Origin of the sequence: Micromonospora polyrhachis, assembly GCF_014203835.1 — a bacterium.
GTDB lineage: Bacteria > Actinomycetota > Actinomycetes > Mycobacteriales > Micromonosporaceae > Micromonospora_H > Micromonospora_H polyrhachis.
The window spans coordinates 2529137-2545878 of record NZ_JACHJW010000001.1; the positions used below are offsets into that span (position 1 = coordinate 2529137).

Consider the following 16742-nt stretch of genomic DNA (forward strand, 5'->3'; position numbering starts at 1 on the left):
ATCGCCTCCTGGCCGGCGCATGCCCGGTCCGCATGACAGGGTGGACCGATGGACTACACGAACCTGGGACGTACCGGTCTGTCGGTCAGCCGGCTCTGTCTGGGCACGATGAACTTCGGGCCGCAGACCAGTGAGCCGGACAGCTTCGAGATCATGGACCGGGCGCTGGAACACGGGATCAACTTCTACGACACCGCCAATGTCTACGGCTGGCAGACCGGTGAGGGCATCACCGAGAAGATCATCGGCCGCTGGTTCGCCCAGGGCGGCGGCCGCCGAGAAAAGGTCGTCCTGGCCACCAAGGTCTACGGCAAGATGGGCGACTGGCCCAACGAGCAGGGACTCTCCGCCCGACACATCATCCGGGCCTGTGAGGACTCGCTCCGTCGGCTACAGACCGACTGGATCGACCTCTACCAGATGCACCACGTCTCCCGGGCCACCCCGTGGGAGGAGATCTGGCAGGCCATGGAGACCCTGGTCGCCCAGGGCAAGGTGCTCTACGTCGGCTCGTCCAACTTCGCCGGTTGGCACCTGACCGCCGCCCAGGAGTCGGCCAACCGGCGACACTTCCTCGGGCTGGTGTCGGAGCAGTGCATCTACAACCTGATGACCCGACACGTCGAGCTTGAGGTGGTGCCGGCCGCCCAGCAGTACGGTCTCGGCATCATCCCCTGGTCGCCGCTGCACGGCGGGCTGCTCGGCGGGGCCATCCGCAAGCTGTCCGAGGGGGGCGCGGAGCGGGCCAGGAGCGGTCGCGCAGCGGACGCCCTGACCGCACACCGGCCGACCATCGAGGCGTACGAGAAGCTCTGTGCCGAACTTGGCCACGACCCGGCCGATGTCGCGCTCGGTTGGTTGTTGTCCCGCCCCGGCGTGACCGCGCCCATCGTGGGCCCCCGGACCGTCGCGCAGCTCGACGCGAACCTCGGCGCACTACAGGTGCGGCTCTCCGACGAGGTGCTGACCAAGCTGGACGAGCTGTTCCCGCCGGTCGGCCAGGGCGGTCCCGGCCCCGAAGCCTGGGCCTGGTGACCTCCGCCTGACGAGGGTCAGAGCGGCCATGACGCCAGCCGGTGGTGTAGTGAGCGATATCCGAGGTGGCTTCGTACCAGCACCATCTCGGACATCGGCCAGGACGGTCCGAAGTAGCCGTCCAGGGTCTCCCGGTCGGCCTCGACGAGGGCCGGGGTCGCCCGCTCACCGGGACGGGCCACGGTCAGGTGCGGCCGGTACGGTCGCACGTCGTAGGACACCCGGACCCGCCGCAGCTCACGTCGTACGGCGGCACCGAGCCGGCGCAGCGCCACGAGATCCCCACGTAGCCCCACCCACAGCACGGTGGAGCGGTCCTGGCCGAACCGACCGCCACCGGCCAACCGGAGCCGGGGTAGGTCATCTCCACCGGTCACGGGTACGCCTGCCGGGCCGCGCCAGCCCCGGGCGGCCCGGTCCAGCGCCGTTTCGAGGTCGGGCAGGCGGGCGTCGTCGACCTCGCCCAGGAACGCCAGGGTCACGTGGTAGGTCTCCCGGTTGGTCAGCCGGACGTTCACCCCGGTGGCAGCGAGTTCCCCGATCCGCAGTCGGACCACCTGCGCGGTGAGGTCGTCCACCGCCTCGGGAGTGGGATAGAGCGCCACAAAGAGTCGCAAGGTGCCGTCCCGGGTCTCATCGTTGCTCCCGCCGCCGTTCGGTGGTGGCGGTGGGCAGGTGCAGACCGGCCGCCTGTAGTTCACCCTCCACCCGGATCCGCTCTATCTCCAGGTCGAAGCCGTCGAGGTCGGCCAGGTGCTCCGCCACCCCCAGTGCCCGGCTGGCCATCCGGAGGCGCTCGTCGTACGCCCGCACCAACCCCTCGTGCCAGTACGACGAGCGACCGACGGCCAGGTGCGGGCGGCGCCGGCCGAGCCGCTGCCCACCGAGGCGGTGCAGGTCGGCGGCGATCCGTTCGATGGACATCCGATCCGCCTGGTCGAACACGGTGAGGTCCAGGTCACGGGAGAGTGAGTCGGCCTCGACGGCGCGGTCGAGCCGCCGGATGGTACGCCGGTCCCGCCAGGCCGTTCGCCATTCGGCGAGGGCACCTACGAACCGCTCGATCAGCTCGTCGGCACAGATGATCGCGGCAACTGCGGCGGGCAGGCACACCACCGCGAGGAGTGCCAGCGCCAGCACGAGTGCGTGCACGACGGCCATATCCTCCGACGCTAGGCGGCGGCAGAGGGGCTCGCCACCGATTTCGGGGGGTTAGGTTCTTCGGGGATCGGGAAGGGCCCCTTCCAAGGCAGAACCAATGACAAGAGGCCCTTCCCCACCCCTCAGCAGTCGGTGGGGACGACGTAGAAGCGAGGTAGCGGGACGAGCCGCAGCCGGATCCGGGCACCGGAGCGCCGCAGTTGCCAGACCAGGGCCAGCGTGGCGGCGGCCAGCGAGATCAGACCACCCATCCAGATGCTCGCCCCGGCACCGTACTTCTCGGCGACCCAGCCGATGATCGGCGCGCCGATCGGGTTGGTCCCCAGGAACACCAGCACCCACAGGGCCATCACCCGTCCCCGGAACGCGGCGTCGGTGCCGAGCTGGACCCGCTGGTTGGCTGCCTGGGCGAAGAAGACCATGAAGAAGCCGGCGAGCGGCAGCAACGCGACGACCAGCCAGTATGCCGGGGCCAAGCCGACCAGCGTGCCGGAGATGGCACACGCGACGGCGGCACCGAGGACCAGCCAGACCGAGGGACGGCTACGGCGGCCACTGCCGGCCAGCGCCCCGCCCAGCGCGCCGACGGCCAGGGCCGTGGAGAAGAGGCCGAACGAGGCGGCATCGGTGTTGAAGGTGGTCTTGGCGAGGGCTGCCAGGGTGAGCTGGAAGTTGAACAGCGTCATGCCGATCACCGACATCAGCGCCATCGGCAGAAGCAGGTCGGCTCGCTGGAAGACGTAACGCAGCCCGTCCACCACCCGGGCCGAGTCGCGTTCGTCGCGGGGTGGCAGGGTCGCCCGGTGTAGTTCCGCCGGACGCATCCGGACCACGTTCACCAGCGGGGCCACCGAGACGAGGGCGGTGAAGACGAAGACCGGACCGACGCCGAAGGCCGCGATGGCCAGGCCGGCGAGGCCGGGGCCGATGATCCGGGCGGAGTTGAAGGTCGCGGCCGACAGGGAGAGTGCGTTGGGCAGCAGCGAGGTGCCGACGAGCTCCGATACGAACGCCTGGCGGACCGGGGTCTCGACGGCGTTGGCGACACCGAGCAGGAGGGCGAAGAGGAGGACATGCCACAGCTCGACCAGATCGGTGACCACCAGCAGGCTCATGCCGAGGGCGAGCACGGTCCAGGTCGCGTTGGCGATGAAGAGCAGCAGGCGCTTGTCGTACCGGTCGGCGAGGCGACCGGAGAACAGGGTCAGCAGCAGTACGGGCGTGAACTGCAACGCGGTGACGATGCCCAGGGCACTCGCCGAGTCGTCGGACAGTTCGAGGACGAGCCAGTCCTGGGCGATGAACATCATCCAGACGCCGATCAGTTTGATCAGCTGGCCGGTGGCGAAGAGCCGGTAGTTGCGAACCTGCAGGGACTGGAACGTCGTGTTTAGCTTTGCCCGCACTCGGTGTGCGCCTCCTCGGGTCGTACGCGTCATCCACAGCGGACGAAGCGGACCGGGAGGTGTTCAGCGCCGGTCGGCGCGGGCCACCTGTTGCAGAAGCTCGGCGGCACGCAGCAGCGTGTCGCGGTCTTCCGCGGACAACTCGGCGAGCCGTTGGGCGAGCCACTCGTCGCGGGCGCGCTCGGTCTGCGCGAGCACCGCGTGGGCTGCCTCGGTCGCCGCGAGGATGACCTGCCGACCGTCGGTCGGATGGGGGGTGCGCTGCACGAGCCCGCGCTCCTCCAACTTCGCAACGATCTTGGTCATCGTCGGCGGTTGAACCCGTTCGGTGTCGGCAAGCTCACGGGGGGTCAGCGCGCCAGCCAGCCGCAGGCTGGTCAGGGCGGAGAGCTGGGTCACCGTGAGGTCACCGACCGGGCGGGTCTGCCGGACCCGCCGGTTGAGCCGGGTGATGGCGTCACGCAGCATCGTTGCCAACTGCGCAGCCGGCACGCGTTTCGCCATCACCGTCCGCTCCGTCACGGTCGTTAGCCTAACTAATAAGCCAGGCTAACGACCACTCTTTATGACAGCAGTCACCATGGACCACATCGATCCCGGTGCAGATCAGTAGACCAGCGCCTCGATCGGGCCCCGCAGGAAGAACAGGGCGAAGAGAGCGGCCACCCCGTACATCAGCGGGTGCACCTCGCGGGCCTTGCCCTTGAAGATCTTGACCACGACGTACGTGATGAGGCCCGCACCGATACCGTTCGAGATCGAGTACGTGAACGGCATCAGCACGATGGCCAGGAACGCCGGGACGGCGATCTCGTAGTCGGACCAGTCGATCGTCCGCACCTCGGCCATCATCAGGAACCCGACGACCACCAGGGCGATGGACGCCGCCTCGAAGGGCACCACCACGACCAGCGGCGCGAGGAACATCGCCAGCAGGAACAACCCGCCGGTGAACAGGTTGGCCACGCCGGTACGGGCGCCCTCGGCCACCCCGGCCGCGCTCTCGACGAACGACGTGTTGCTCGACACGCTCGCCGCACCGCCGGCCGCCGCCGCGATCGAGTCCACCAGCAGGATCTGCTTGGTACGAGGCGGCATGCCCTCCTTGTCCAGCAGGCCACCCTCCTGGCCGACGGCGACCATCGTCCCCATGGTGTCGAAGAAGTCGGTGACCAGCAGCGTGAAAATGAACATCAACACGACCAGCGGGCCGGCCTTCTCCCACGAGTTGAGGACGTTGAACTGGCCCAGCAGCGACAGGTCGGGGACGTCCAGCAGCTTCGCCGGCAGTTCCGGCACGTTCAACGCCCAGCCCGTGGGATTCGGCTTCCCGTCGATCATCGACGGTCCGGCCTTGGCGATCGCCTCGACGATGATCGCCAGCACGGTGGAACCCAGGATGCCGATCAGGATCGCGCCCCGTACCTTGCGGACCACCAGCACCAACGTCACCAACAGGCCGACCACGAACACCAGCGCCGGCCAGCTCACCAGCTTGCCGCTGATGCCCAGACCAACCGGGACGGTGGTGTTGGCGGCGTCCGGGATCCGGCGGACGAACCCGGCGTTGACCAGGCCGATGATCGTCAGGAACAGGCCGATACCCACGCCGATCGCCGTCTTCATCTGCGTCGGCACGGCACGGAAGACCGCGGTACGCAGCCCGGTCAGCACCAGCAGCGAAATGAGAAGCCCCTCGATCACCACCAGACCCATGGCGTCGGCCCAGGTCATCTGCGGGGCGATCTCGTACGCCACCATCGCGTTGACGCCGAGCCCCGCGGCCAGCCCGAGCGGGAACCGACCGACCACACCCATCAGGATGGTCATCACACCGGCTACCAGCGCGGTGGCGGCGGCCAGCGCCGGGATGGACAACTGTTTGTCGTCCCCGTCGAAGGCGTTGCCGAGGATCAGCGGGTTGAGCACCACGATGTAGGCCATCGTGAAGAAGGTCGCCAGGCCACCACGGGCCTCACGGCCCAGGGTCGAGCCACGGGCGGTGATTTCGAAGAACCGGTCGAAGCCGTTCCGGGCTCTGGGTCCTTCTTCCGTCTTGTCGGACTTGATCGGGGTTTTGCTCATCAGATCCTCGCAGGCGATCCGTCGTTGCCGCGCGCATCGTCGCAGATCACGGGCCTACCCTGAAAATTGATCCCGTACCCTGGCCACGTGCCGCAGGAACAACCCCCCCGCCCCCAGCCGCTCGACCCCCCGATGGTGCCGTTCGCCATCGCCGGTATCGCCGCCTGGGCGGTCGCCGGACTGGTACTGCTGATCTTCTTCCAGGACTGGCTGACCGAGCAGGGGCGGGAGAACTGGCTCTGGACCTGCCTGGCCGGGTTCCTACTCGGATTCCCCGGCCTGGCGGTGATGCTCAGGCACGACGCCAACCGCCGTCGTCGTCGGGCGGCCGACCACACCGGTCCGGTCGACTGACCTGGCCGTCGGTGCCACCCGGTGCAACCTGACCGGGGTGGTGGTGTCGTGCGGTCCGGTCAGCCGTGCCCGTAGGGCTCGACCGGTTCGTCGGTCCCCACCGATCCGGCCGGCCGAATCACCGGAACCGTCTCCACCTCGCTGTCATCGTAGACCGCGGGTGGCTCGTCGGCCGACGTCTCCGGCGAGTCCGTCAACGCCTCGGAGTGCGCACCACAGCCGTGGTCGGCGCTGACCGCCCGACCGTCGTCCGGCGCGTAGTAGTTGCCGCAGACGCCGAAGCTCTGCCGCAGGACGCCCGCGATCGGCAGGTAGAACCCGCACGAACCGCAGCGGGCGGAGGCGGGCGCGGCTACCGAGATGGGCGCGGCCGGGCCGTGGTCGCCGTCGTACCAGCGCTGGGCGGTGTCCATCCGTCCCTCACGGGACATCACCCGGACCCGGCCGAAACCCAACTCCCAGGCCGTCTCCTCCACCGCCGGGTCGTCCGAGAGTACGTACCCGGGGGCGAGCCGCTCGTCGTCCGGGGGAGTCGGCAGCAGGTCACCCGGACCGAGGTCACCGGGCTGGAGCCGGTCCTGCCAGGGCAGCCACCCCGGAGCCAGCAGCGCATCCGGTCCGGGCAGCAGCACCGTGTCGCAGACCGTGACGTTCCGGCTGCGCGGCACCCGGGTCACGGTGACCGCCCACCGCCAGCCCCGATAACCAGGGAGGCGACACTCGAAGAAGTGGGTCACCAATCGATCACCTTCGGCGACCGCCGCCAGGTGGTCGCCGACGTCGGACGGGCCCGCTTCGGTAATGCCGGCACGGGCCACCTCGACGGCGCTGGCACAAACCTGGTCGAGACGAGGGGCACGAGTGGCGACGGTCCTGGTCACCTGCTCATTGTTGCCTATCCGGGTGGCCGACCCGCAGGGACTCCCCGGTACGATCTCCGGCCAGAGCCGGCAGAGATCGACCGGATAGGCAAGGATGGTCGGCATGCCGCTGTTCTCCCGCTCCGGCCGCTCGGCCCTCGGGCGTACGGTCGGCACCGCCATCCGGCTCATCCGGTTCACCCTGCGGACGACGCTGGGCGGCGGGCGCTGGACGGTACGAAGCGTGGGCCGGGTACGGGAAAAGGGTGCCGGTGGCGAGCCGGGCATGGCCCGGATGTTCGACCTGCACGCCATCTCCTGCGCCGGCGACGCACTGGTCGCGATCGGTCTGGCCGGCACGATCTTCTTCAACGCTCCGCTCGGCGAGGCCCGCAGCAAGGTGGCCCTCTACCTGTTGGTGACCATGGTGCCGTTCGCACTGCTCGCCCCGGTGGTGGGCCCGCTGCTGGACCACTTCCGGCACGGTCGCCGCTGGGCCCTGGCCACCACCATGCTCGGTCGCGCCTTCCTGGCCTGGCTGATCTCCGACTACCTGCACGGCTTCGGGCTCTACCCCGCCGCGTTCGGCGTACTCGCCCTCTCCCGGGCGTACGGCGTCGCCCGCTCGGCCGCCGTACCGAGGCTGCTTCCGGCGGGGTTGGGGCTGTCCCAGGCGGGTGCCCGGGCCAGTGTCTACGGCACGATCGCCGGCGGTGTGGTGGGTCCGGTCGGCCTGGCCCTGTTCTGGTTCGGCCCGCAGTGGCCGTTGCGGGCCGCCTCGGTGATCTTCCTGATCGGCATGGTGCTCTCGCTGCGGCTACCGGCCCAGGCGGACTCCGCACCACCGGAGGCCATGCCGCGGGTCTTCGCCGCCCTCTTCCGCCGGCCGGGCACGGGCGACCGGGCCCTCGGACGCAGCGGTCCGGACGGCCGGCTGGTGATGACCAGCCTGGTCGGCAGCGCGACGCTGCGCGCCATGTTCGGCTTCCTGCTGCTCTACCTCGCCTTCGCGCTCAAGGCCGGCGACCTGACCACCGAGGTGTTCGGGCGGGACATCGCCAGCGAGGGCGCGCTGGTGCTGGTGGGTGGAGCGCTCGCGGTGGGCTCCTTCCTCGCCACCGCAGCGGGCACCCGGCTCCGCATCCACCAGCCGACCATGATCCAGTCCAGCGGTCTGGTCGTCGTCGCCGGAGTGGCGATACTCACCGCAATCAAGTTCTCACTTCCCATGGTGGCCCTACTCTGCCTGGTAACCGCCATGATCAGCGGCATCGCAAAGCTGGCCGTGGACGCGTGCATCCAGGAACGGGTCCAGGAACGACTCCGGGCAAGCGCGTTCGCCCGCTCGGAGACGGTGCTGATGCTGGCCTTCGTGGCCGGCGGGGCGCTCGGACTCATTCCGGTCGAGGGGTGGATCGGCATCGCCGGGCTGGCTGGCTTCGCCACCCTCGCCGCCGTACGGGCGACGGTGATGGCCACCCGACTACGCGGCGAGCGCCTGCTGGGCCGTGCGCTCGCCGACGACGAGCGGGCCACCCCGGACGAGCCGTCCACCAGCCAGGCCAGCGCAGACCGTACGACCAGCAGCGCGGGTGCCGACGTACCGACTCCGGTCTCGCCCGCCCCGGCATCATCCAGCGGAGCGGCGCCCGGGTCCACGGCCGGATCGGCCGCCACATCAGCCGCCGCATCAGCCGCCGGGTCCGCCCCCGGGACGACCGCCTGGGCGATGGTCACCCCCGACGAGCCGATCGACGAACCGCCGCTCGCGCCGCCCGGCTTCCACATCTACCGGCCGTCCTCGGCCATGCCACGCACCGGATCGGGGGACGACGAGTCCCGCCGCGAACCACAGGGACCAAAGAGTTGAACGGTGGAATCCTGGTCGTCACTGCCGTACCGGCCGAGACGGAGGCGCTGCTCGCTGGCCTGATCACCCCGGCCTCCACCACCGTCGCCCCGGTCGGGGTCGGTCCGGCCGCTGCTGCCGCCGGCACCGCCCGACTGCTGGCGCTGGCCGAGGTGGCGGGCAGCCCGTACCGGGCGGTGGTGAGCGCCGGCATCGGCGGCGGGTTCCCGGACCGGGCCGCGCTCGGCGGCATCGTCCTCGGCACCCGTAGCATCGCCGCCGACCTCGGGGCCGAGTCACCGGAGGGCTTTCTCCCCCTCGACGAGTTGGGCATGTCGCGGGAACACCTCGGCGGCGGGCCGGAGATCCCCGCCGACCCGACCCTGCTCGCCCAGTTGCGCGCCGCGCTACCCGGTGCGACGGTCGGCGCGGTTCTCACCCTGAACACCGTCACCGGCACGGCCGAGACCACCCGGGTGCTCGCCGACCGGTATCCCGACGCGGTGGCCGAGGGGATGGAGGGACACGGGGTGGCGGTAGCCGCCGCCCAGGCCGGGTTGCCGTTCGCGGAGTTGCGTGCGATCTCCAACCCGATCGGCCCCCGGGACCGGGGAGCGTGGCGGATGCGTGCGGCCTTCGACGCGCTGACCACCGCCGCCGCCGCCTTCGGCTAGCCGGTCAGTGTCGGCGCAGGGCCACCACGGCCAGGTCGTCGCTGCTCTGCGATGGGCCCAGTTCGGCGAGTAGCCGGCCGCAGAACCGGTCGAGGTCGGCGTCCACGGTGGCCGCGCAGACGGCCAGGTCGGCCATCCGCTGGTCGATGTCGACGTCCCGGCGCTCGATCAACCCGTCGGTGTAGAGCACCAACGTCGCCCCGGAGGGCAGGTCGAATTCGAGGTCGTCGGGACGGTCGGCGTGGATCCCGAGAAGCGGAGCCCGGTGTTCGATGAACCGGGTCGCGTCGGCCGTGACCAGCAGCGACGGCAGGTGACCGGCACTGGCCAACCGGACCCGCCCGGTGTCGGGTTCCAGGGTCAACAGGCAGACCGTCGCGAACTCTCCCGGCAGCAGCGTACGGACCAGCTCATCGACCCGTTCCAGGATGACGCCGGGCGAATGGCCCTCCACGGCGTACGCCCGGATGGCGTGCCGAAGCTCGGCCATGACGGTGGCCGCGTGCAGCGAGTGGCCGGCGACGTCGCCGATCACCGCGAGCAGCCGGCCGTCGATCATCGCGAATTCGTAGAAGTCCCCTCCGACCTCGGTCTGCATACTGGCGGGCTCGTAACGTACGGCAAGGTCCAACCCGGCGATCTTGGGCAGCCGGCGGGGCAACAGGCTGCGTTGCAGGGTCACCGCGATTCGGTGTTCCTCGTCGTAGGAGCGTTGCGCCTCGACTGCGGTGGCGACCGCCTGAGCGAGCTGCGTGAGGACGATGGACTCCGGGAGCAGGGCGGAGGACGGTACGGCGACGTGCACCGCCGGCCGGTCGTTACGGAGCCGTACGGTGGCGATGGCGATCTGTTCGTCCGCGCTGACGGGCAGCGGCCAATCCTCGGGCGTGGGTGCCGTGTCCACCGTGACCCCGACCGGCACCGGTACGACATCACCGGGCCAGCTACCGGTCCGCACCGACGTGCCTGGCTCGATGGTGACCGCGGCCAGGCGGTCCCCGTCGGCGTTCTCCGCCACGACGACGGCACCGGTCCCGAATATCTGGGCGGCCCCGGTCACGGCGGCGTCGAGCAACTGCGGCAGCGTGGCAGCCGAGTTGACGGCGAGGGTGGTCTCGGCGAGGCAGGCGAGCCGGGCGGCGAGCAGTTCGGCGCGACGCCGGGCACGGTAGTAGCGCAGTGCGGCACGGGTGGTGGCGATCAGCTCGTCCGGCTCGATGGGTTCGACGAGATAGGCGTCGGCTCCCCGGGCCAACCCCTGGGTACGGTCGGCCAGGTCGACCGCGTGTGCCGACACGTGGATGACGGGCCGGGAGGCGTGCCTCGGGTTCGCCTTGATCCGTTCGGCGACGTCGAAGCCACTCATGTCGCCGAGCCGTACGTCCAGCACGATCAGGTCGATGTCCTGGCTGGCCATCCGGTCGAGCGCGCTCGCGCCGCTGTCCGCCTCGACAACGGTGAACCCGGCCCGGGTCAGCCACCTGACCAGCAGATAGCGCTTGGCGGCGCTGTCGTCGACCACAAGAATCGTGGCATCGGTCACCGGACGGTCCATGCGGTCACGGCTCCGGCCGGACGGGCAACTGGAGCGTGAAGGTGCTGCCGGTGCCGGGGACGCTGGTCACCCCGAGGCTGCCGCCGAGGATGGTGGCGAGTCGTCGCGCGTAGGGCAGGCCGAGGCCGGTGCCGCCGGACGACTTCCCCGGCACCTGGTAGAACTCCTCGAAGATCCGTTCCTGGTGCTCGGGTGGGATGCCGATCCCGGTGTCGCTGACCTGGAACGTCCACCACTCACCATCGCGGTCGGCGGTCATCTGGACCTCACCGCGCTCGGTGAACTTGAGCCCGTTGTGCAGCAGGTTCCGCAGGATCTGAGTGAGGAGCACCTCGTCCGAGCGGATCACCGCTGGCGATTTGGGATCGACGACCACCAGCTCGATTCCGGGGCGGGTGGCCATGGCGCGGGCGGTACCGCGCAGCTGCCCGAAGACGGCCCGAAGTTCGACGTCGGACCAGGTCGGCTCGATCGTTCCGGACTCCGCCTTGCCGAGGTCGAGCAGGTCGTTGACCAGCGCCAGCAGGTCCGCCGCCGAACTGCGGATCAGCTCGACCTGCTCCTTCTGCTCGTCGGTGAGCGGGTCGGAGAAGGGGTCCGCCAGCAGCCGGGTCAGACCGATCACGGCGGTTACCGGAGCCCGCAGCTCGTGGCTGACGTTGGCGAGGAAGCGGCTCTTCGTCTCGCTGACCACCCGCAACCGGGCGGACCGCTCCTCCAGCTCGGCGTGGAGCGCGACGACACCCCGGTTGGTCTCGTCCAGCTCCTCGGAGAGCTGGGTGTAGAGGGCGAGGACGCCCCGGTTGGTTTCGGCGAGTTCCTCGTTGAGGCGGGCCAGCTCGTCCCGTTGTGCCCGGGCCTGCTCCAGGGCTGCCAGTAGTTGCTCGTTCTGCTCCGCCATCTCCTCCAATGGTGTCCGGGCAGCGGAGGAAGTCAGGTCGCCGCGCACCGCTTCGAGATGGGCGGGGGTGAGCGGACCGGCCGAGCGGGGGATCCGACGCGACATTCGTATCACGGTAGACCCACCGTTCGGCTGAACGCTGAACGAGTCGACCAATCGCCCCACGGCCAGGGCCCCGGGCAGTCGTTGATCAGTGTCGATCGAATGGCTGGCGACAACCTCGGTGACCAGCGTCTGTGGATCCGTACCGATGGTCACCGAAAAGACCACCTCGGCCGGGACGGGCACGGCGAGGGTAACCAGAAGATATCGGCCAATCTCGCTGAGCGCGGTGGCCAGCCGGATCTGGTCCTGGTGTTCGAGGCCGACGGCTGCGGCCACCTCCCGACCCCGCTGCCGGACCACGAAGACGTCGGGCTCGGCGCGTAGTGCCATCCGCAGCAGCGGGATGCCGTTCTCGCCGGGCTCGATCATGGCGTGGTCCGGGCGACCAGTACGCACGCGTCGTCCCGCCGTACGGCAGCATCCCGCAGCATCGTGCCCGCGATCACCTGAGGGGACCGTCGTTGCAGGCCGGGATAGTCGGCCAGCCGCCACCGGTCGGTCACCCCGTCGGTGTGCATGACCAGGCAGGCACCGGCCGGCATCGGGTAGTCGAACTCCCGTACCGTGCGCCGCTGGTGACCGACGATGCCCGGCAGCGACACCAGCCCGCGTCGGTCCGGGCCGTCCATCAGCGTCCCGGTGATGTTGCCTAGCCCGGCGTAGCGGACCAGACCAGCTTCCAGGTCCAGCTCGGCGACGGCTGCGGCGGCACCTCGGGTGTGGCTGACCGACCGGTGCAGATGCTCGATGACCGCTGCCGGACGTACCGCCGGGGCCACCTGGAAGGCGTGTACGGTGGCCGCCGCAGCCGCCGCCGCCAGCGGCCCGTGCCCCAGGCCGTCGCAGACCAGCACCTGCCGTCGACCGTCCACGACCCGTACGGCGAACCCGTCACCACAGGCCTTCTCGCCGGTCATCGGCCGGCTGACCCCGGCCGCCCAGTACAACTCGGGCGGCTCCGCCGGCCAGACCTGCACGGCGGTCACCGTGCCCTTGCCCGACATCGAGAAGACGTCGACCCAGCTCGCCTGCCGGCTGATCGCCCCGAGGCCGATCCCCAGGGTGCCGGCGGTCGAGTATCCGTCCCGGGCGGACGAGAGGACGTTGTCCATCCCGGGGCCGGAGTCGACGGCGAGGACCTCCACCCCGGCGACCTTCCCGGCCCGGGCCGGGCGGATCAGGAGCAGCCCGTCGTCGGCGTGCTTGACGAGGTTGCTGGCGAGTTCGGTGACGACGATCGCGAGCGCACCGACCCGCTCGGTATCGAAACCCATCTGGCCGGCGAGCAACTCCGCCGATCGGCGTGCCGCACTGACCCGGCCGAGTTCCTCCATCCGGAACCACACCCCGCCGTCGGTGAGCCGGTGGTCGCCCGTCACGTCGACCGCGACCATTTGGTGATGGTCACCCGGGTGCCCCGGCCGGGGGCCGTGTCGATCTCGAACTCGTCGACCAGCCGGCGGGCCCCACCGAGCCCCAGGCCGAGTCCACCCCCGCTGGTGTAGCCGTCGCTCAACGCCAGGTCCAGGTCGGCGATGCCGGGGCCGTCGTCGGCGAAGACGATGCGTACGCCCTTGCGGCGACCACTGTCCACCACCCCGATCTCGGCCCCACCACCCCCGCCGTAGACGAGGGTGTTCCGGGCCAGTTCACTCGCGGCGGTCACCAGTTTCGTCTGGTCGACCAGGGAGAGCGCGACGGTGACGGCGACGCTACGCACCACCTGCCGGACCAGGACCACGTCCTTGTCGGCGGCGATCGTCACTACCTGAGGGGCGCCCAGGTCAGGACTGGCGGTCACGACGAGGTCGAGGTGGGACGGTCGATGTCGAGCCCGGTTGGCAGCGCCCAGTCGTCGTCCGAACCGAGGTCCGGCAGGTACAGCGCCTCATCGAAGCGGGACCGGGCGAGCAACTCCATGGCCCGTTCGACGTTCAACGCGGTTCGGATGCCGTCCAGGGAGAGGCCCAGCTCGACGAGGGTGATCGCGACTGCGGGGCGCATCCCCACGACGACGGTGGCGGCGTCCAGCACCCGGGCGATGGCCGCGATCGAGGAGAGCGTACGACCGACGAACGAGTCGACGATGTCCATCGCGGTGATGTCGATGATCACGCCTCGGCAGCCGGTGGCCACGATCCGCTCGGCCAGGTCCTCCTGGAGCGCCAGTGCGGTCTGGTCCTCCATGTCGACCTGGATCGAGACGAGTAGCAGGTCGCCGATCTTGAGGACCGGTACCCGGTCCATCAGGCCTCCCGGGTGCCCGGCAGCGCAGCCGAGTTGCCTCGGGTCGCCCGCCGGTTGATCTCGATCATCCGTAGCGCGTGGCGGAGCGCGTCGGCCAGCGTCGCCTTGGTGGCGATGTCACCGAACTCGATGCCCAACGCCACGATCGTCTGTGCGATCTGCGGCCGGATGCCGGAGATGATGCACTCGGCACCCATCAGCCGCGCGGCCACCACGGTCTTGAGGATGTGCTGGGCCACCTGGGTGTCGACGGCGGGTACGCCGGTGATGTCGATGATCGCGTAGGGCGAGCCGGTGTCCACCAGCATCTGCAGCAGCCGTTCCATCACCACCTGGGCCCGCGCCGAGTCCAGCGTGCCGACCAGCGGGATGGCGACGACGCCCTCCCAGAGCTTCACTACCGGCGTAGCCAGCTCCAGCAGTTGCTCCGCCTGGTCGGCGATCAGCTCCTCGCGCGACTTGGTGTAGCGCTCGAAGGTGAACAGCCCCATCTGGTCCACCACCGCCGAGGCGGCCACGTAGTCGGCGAGCGCCTGGGCGTCGCCGCCATGTACGCCCAGCACGTCGACCAGCGCCTCCTTGAGGGCGAAGACACTGATCGCGGTCTCGCTGGCGGTGAAGCCCTGGCGTGCCCGGCTACGAGACAGCTCGGCCAGCGTGCCGCGCAGTTCCGCTGAACGGTCCGCGTCCAGATCGAACGGACCCTCCTGGAGGGTCGCGGTCAATGCGCGGTGCAGGTCCTGTACCTGCTGGCGCAGTTCCGCCTCGGTCATCCGGCCCCGCAGTGAGTTCGCGACGACCTCCGTCCACCGTGCGCTCAGCTGCTCGGCATGGCTGTCGAACAGCACGCCGAGGCGACCGCTCTCGTCGGCCGTGATTCCCATGCTTTTCCTCCCCGCCCGCCGGTCCGCCCGGCTACCGCACCATCTTCCGGCTTCCTTCCCGGCTGCGCGCGGCCAGACGGCGAACTCTATCACCGGTAGCGCGGGGGACGGCCGGTCAAGCGGCGATGACCTGCACATCTTGACATTGACACGATTCATGACACCGTCGCTGCCCCGGCCCGACGAAACCGCCAGTCACTGTCTATGACCTCACACTCGATGGGCCGACGCGGGAGCGGTCGACCCGGATGTGGTTCGGTGTAGGACGTGGCGCTCTCGCTGGCGATCTCGCCCTGCCCCAACGACACCTTCGTCTTCCACGCCCTGGTACACGGGCTGGTACCGGGCGCACCTCCGGTCGAGGTGACCTACGCCGACGTAGACGTCACCAACACCGCGGCCGAACGCGGGGCGTACGACCTGGTGAAGGTGAGCTACGCGGCACTGCCCTGGCTGCTCGACGACTACCACCTGCTGCCCTGCGGCGGCGCGCTGGGCCGAGGCTGCGGCCCGCTGGTGCTGACCCGCAAGGACCGCGCCCACGGCGACCTGACCGGCGCGACCGTCGCCGTACCAGGGGACCGGACCACGGCGTACCTGCTCTTCCGGCTCTGGTCGGCGGCCCGGCCGCCGGCCCGGATCGAGGTCGTGCCGTTCCACGAGATCATGCCCGGGGTCGCCGTCGGCCGCTACGACGCCGGCCTGGTGATCCACGAAGCCCGGTTCACCTATCCCCGGTACGACCTGACCGCCCTGGTCGACCTCGGCGAATGGTGGGAGGGCGACACCGGCCTACCGATCCCACTCGGCGCGATCCTGGCCCGCCGGGGTGCGGTCGACCCGGCCCAGGCCACCGACTGGATCCGCACCTCGGTACGACAGGCCTGGGCCGACCCGGCGGCCACCCGCGAGTACGTGCTGCGACACGCACAGGAGATGGAAGCCGCCGTGGTCGACCGGCACATCGCCCTCTACGTCAACGAGTTCACCGCCGACCTGGGCGAGGACGGCCGGGCCGCGATCGACGCGCTGCTGCGCCGGGCTGCGGACGCCGGCCTGACCCCTCAGATCTCCAGCTCGCGGGCCACGGCGTGGACCAGCTGAGCAACCGTCTGCGCGGTCTTCCGGTCGGGAAACCGGCCCCGACGTAGATCCGGCTGGATCTTCGCCTCAAGGACCTTGATCATGTCTTCGACCAGACCGTGCAGCTCCTCGGCCGGTCGACGACGCAGCTCGGCCATGGACGGCGGAGCGTCCAGCAGCTTCACCCCGAGCGCCTGGGCGCCCCGACGACTGTCCACCACACCGAACTCGATCCGCTGGCCCCCCTTGAGGTCGGTGACGCCAGCGGGCAGCGCGCCCTTGGGCAGGAACACGTCGCCACCCTCGTCACTGGTGACGAACCCGTATCCCTTGGCCGCGTCATACCACTTCACTCGACCCGTCGGCACCTGTTAACCCCTGCCTCGTTGAGACTCCTGTGTCACACAAGGCTAGCCGCATCGGCCGACTTGGCGCTGCTGGGAATCCGGCCGGCAGGTCGACTGGGAATCCGGTGGGCAGGTCGACGCCACCCGGCCATCCGAGGAGCCGGACGGGCCCTCGGCCGGATAGCGTGGAACGACG

The 16742-nt window shown here is 70.0% G+C and carries 18 protein-coding genes; 5 read left to right on the forward strand and 13 right to left on the reverse strand.

All coding sequences use genetic code 11. The features are described 5' to 3' along the window. Nucleotides 1-48 precede the first annotated feature (48 nt). Nucleotides 49-1035 (forward strand): aldo/keto reductase, encoded by a 987-nt coding sequence (locus FHR38_RS10665; protein WP_184534519.1) that lies wholly within the window; start codon nt 49-51, stop codon nt 1033-1035. A 17-nt stretch (nt 1036-1052) separates the two neighbouring features. On the opposite strand, the gene thpR is transcribed toward FHR38_RS10665, so the two are convergent. From thpR to FHR38_RS10690, 5 genes are all read right to left on the reverse strand, one after another. After that, complete coding sequence (gene thpR / locus FHR38_RS10670; RefSeq protein ID WP_184534520.1) at nt 1053-1652, reverse strand: RNA 2',3'-cyclic phosphodiesterase; 600 nt, start codon at nt 1650-1652, stop codon at nt 1053-1055. Nucleotides 1653-1668: 16 nt separating this feature from the next. Further along, the gene (locus FHR38_RS10675; protein WP_184534521.1) at nt 1669-2196 is read right to left on the reverse strand and encodes a hypothetical protein; all 528 of its coding nucleotides are present in this window, start codon (nt 2194-2196) and stop codon (nt 1669-1671) included. A gap of 122 nt (nt 2197-2318) precedes the next feature. Continuing rightward, a complete protein-coding gene (locus tag FHR38_RS10680) occupies nt 2319-3602 on the reverse strand; it encodes an MFS transporter (protein ID WP_184534522.1) in 1284 nt (427 codons plus the stop codon). A 63-nt stretch (nt 3603-3665) separates the two neighbouring features. Next, nucleotides 3666-4124: a MarR family winged helix-turn-helix transcriptional regulator gene (locus FHR38_RS10685; RefSeq protein WP_184534523.1), complete on the reverse strand. Its 459-nt coding sequence runs from the start codon at nt 4122-4124 to the stop codon at nt 3666-3668. Nucleotides 4125-4208: 84 nt separating this feature from the next. Then, on the reverse strand, nt 4209-5687 hold the full coding sequence (locus tag FHR38_RS10690) for an NCS2 family permease (RefSeq protein WP_184534524.1): 1479 nt from the start codon (nt 5685-5687) through the stop codon (nt 4209-4211). An 87-nt stretch (nt 5688-5774) separates the two neighbouring features. Between FHR38_RS10690 and FHR38_RS10695 the strand changes: the two genes are divergently transcribed. Then, nucleotides 5775-6041, forward strand: a complete 267-nt coding sequence (locus FHR38_RS10695; RefSeq protein ID WP_184534525.1) for a DUF2530 domain-containing protein — start codon at nt 5775-5777, stop codon at nt 6039-6041. Nucleotides 6042-6100: 59 nt separating this feature from the next. On the opposite strand, the gene FHR38_RS10700 is transcribed toward FHR38_RS10695, so the two are convergent. Next, entirely contained in the window at nt 6101-6940 is an 840-nt protein-coding gene (locus FHR38_RS10700) for a DUF3027 domain-containing protein (protein ID WP_312882538.1), read from the reverse strand. Between the two features lie 85 nt (nt 6941-7025). Here FHR38_RS10700 and FHR38_RS10705 point away from each other — a divergent pair, with 85 nt between their 5' ends. Further along, nucleotides 7026-8771: an MFS transporter gene (locus FHR38_RS10705; protein WP_184534527.1), complete on the forward strand. Its 1746-nt coding sequence runs from the start codon at nt 7026-7028 to the stop codon at nt 8769-8771. Continuing rightward, the gene (locus FHR38_RS10710; RefSeq protein ID WP_184534528.1) at nt 8768-9424 is read left to right on the forward strand and encodes a futalosine hydrolase; all 657 of its coding nucleotides are present in this window, start codon (nt 8768-8770) and stop codon (nt 9422-9424) included. Before FHR38_RS10705 ends, FHR38_RS10710 begins: the two co-directional genes overlap by 4 nt. A gap of 4 nt (nt 9425-9428) precedes the next feature. On the opposite strand, the gene FHR38_RS10715 is transcribed toward FHR38_RS10710, so the two are convergent. The 6 genes from FHR38_RS10715 to FHR38_RS10740 are packed head-to-tail and all read right to left on the reverse strand — an operon-like array spanning nt 9429 to nt 15116. Next, on the reverse strand, nt 9429-10979 hold the full coding sequence (locus FHR38_RS10715) for a fused response regulator/phosphatase (protein ID WP_184534529.1): 1551 nt from the start codon (nt 10977-10979) through the stop codon (nt 9429-9431). Between the two features lie 4 nt (nt 10980-10983). Then, nucleotides 10984-12354 carry a sensor histidine kinase gene (locus tag FHR38_RS10720; RefSeq protein ID WP_376771475.1) on the reverse strand — a complete coding sequence of 457 codons (1371 nt, stop codon included), beginning with the start codon at nt 12352-12354 and terminating at the stop codon, nt 10984-10986. Beyond that, nucleotides 12351-13379, reverse strand: coding sequence for a SpoIIE family protein phosphatase (locus FHR38_RS10725; RefSeq protein WP_184534530.1), 1029 nt, complete (start codon nt 13377-13379; stop codon nt 12351-12353). The genes FHR38_RS10720 and FHR38_RS10725 overlap by 4 nt, the downstream gene beginning before the upstream one ends. Continuing rightward, nucleotides 13361-13786 (reverse strand): ATP-binding protein, encoded by a 426-nt coding sequence (locus tag FHR38_RS10730; RefSeq protein WP_184534531.1) that lies wholly within the window; start codon nt 13784-13786, stop codon nt 13361-13363. Before FHR38_RS10730 ends, FHR38_RS10725 begins: the two co-directional genes overlap by 19 nt. Next, on the reverse strand, nt 13783-14232 hold the full coding sequence (locus tag FHR38_RS10735; RefSeq protein ID WP_246446443.1) for an STAS domain-containing protein: 450 nt from the start codon (nt 14230-14232) through the stop codon (nt 13783-13785). The genes FHR38_RS10730 and FHR38_RS10735 overlap by 4 nt, the downstream gene beginning before the upstream one ends. Further along, on the reverse strand, nt 14232-15116 hold the full coding sequence (locus tag FHR38_RS10740; protein ID WP_184534532.1) for an STAS domain-containing protein: 885 nt from the start codon (nt 15114-15116) through the stop codon (nt 14232-14234). Before FHR38_RS10740 ends, FHR38_RS10735 begins: the two co-directional genes overlap by 1 nt. Before the next feature lie 267 nt (nt 15117-15383). On the opposite strand from FHR38_RS10740, the gene FHR38_RS10745 reads away from it, so the two are divergent. After that, nucleotides 15384-16220, forward strand: a complete 837-nt coding sequence (locus FHR38_RS10745; RefSeq protein WP_184534533.1) for a 1,4-dihydroxy-6-naphtoate synthase — start codon at nt 15384-15386, stop codon at nt 16218-16220. Here the strand turns inward: FHR38_RS10745 and FHR38_RS10750 are convergent. Then, nucleotides 16181-16567, reverse strand: coding sequence for a cold-shock protein (locus FHR38_RS10750; RefSeq protein WP_184534534.1), 387 nt, complete (start codon nt 16565-16567; stop codon nt 16181-16183). The two genes, FHR38_RS10745 and FHR38_RS10750, sit on opposite strands and share 40 nt — an antisense overlap. Between the last annotated feature and the right edge of the window lie 175 nt (nt 16568-16742).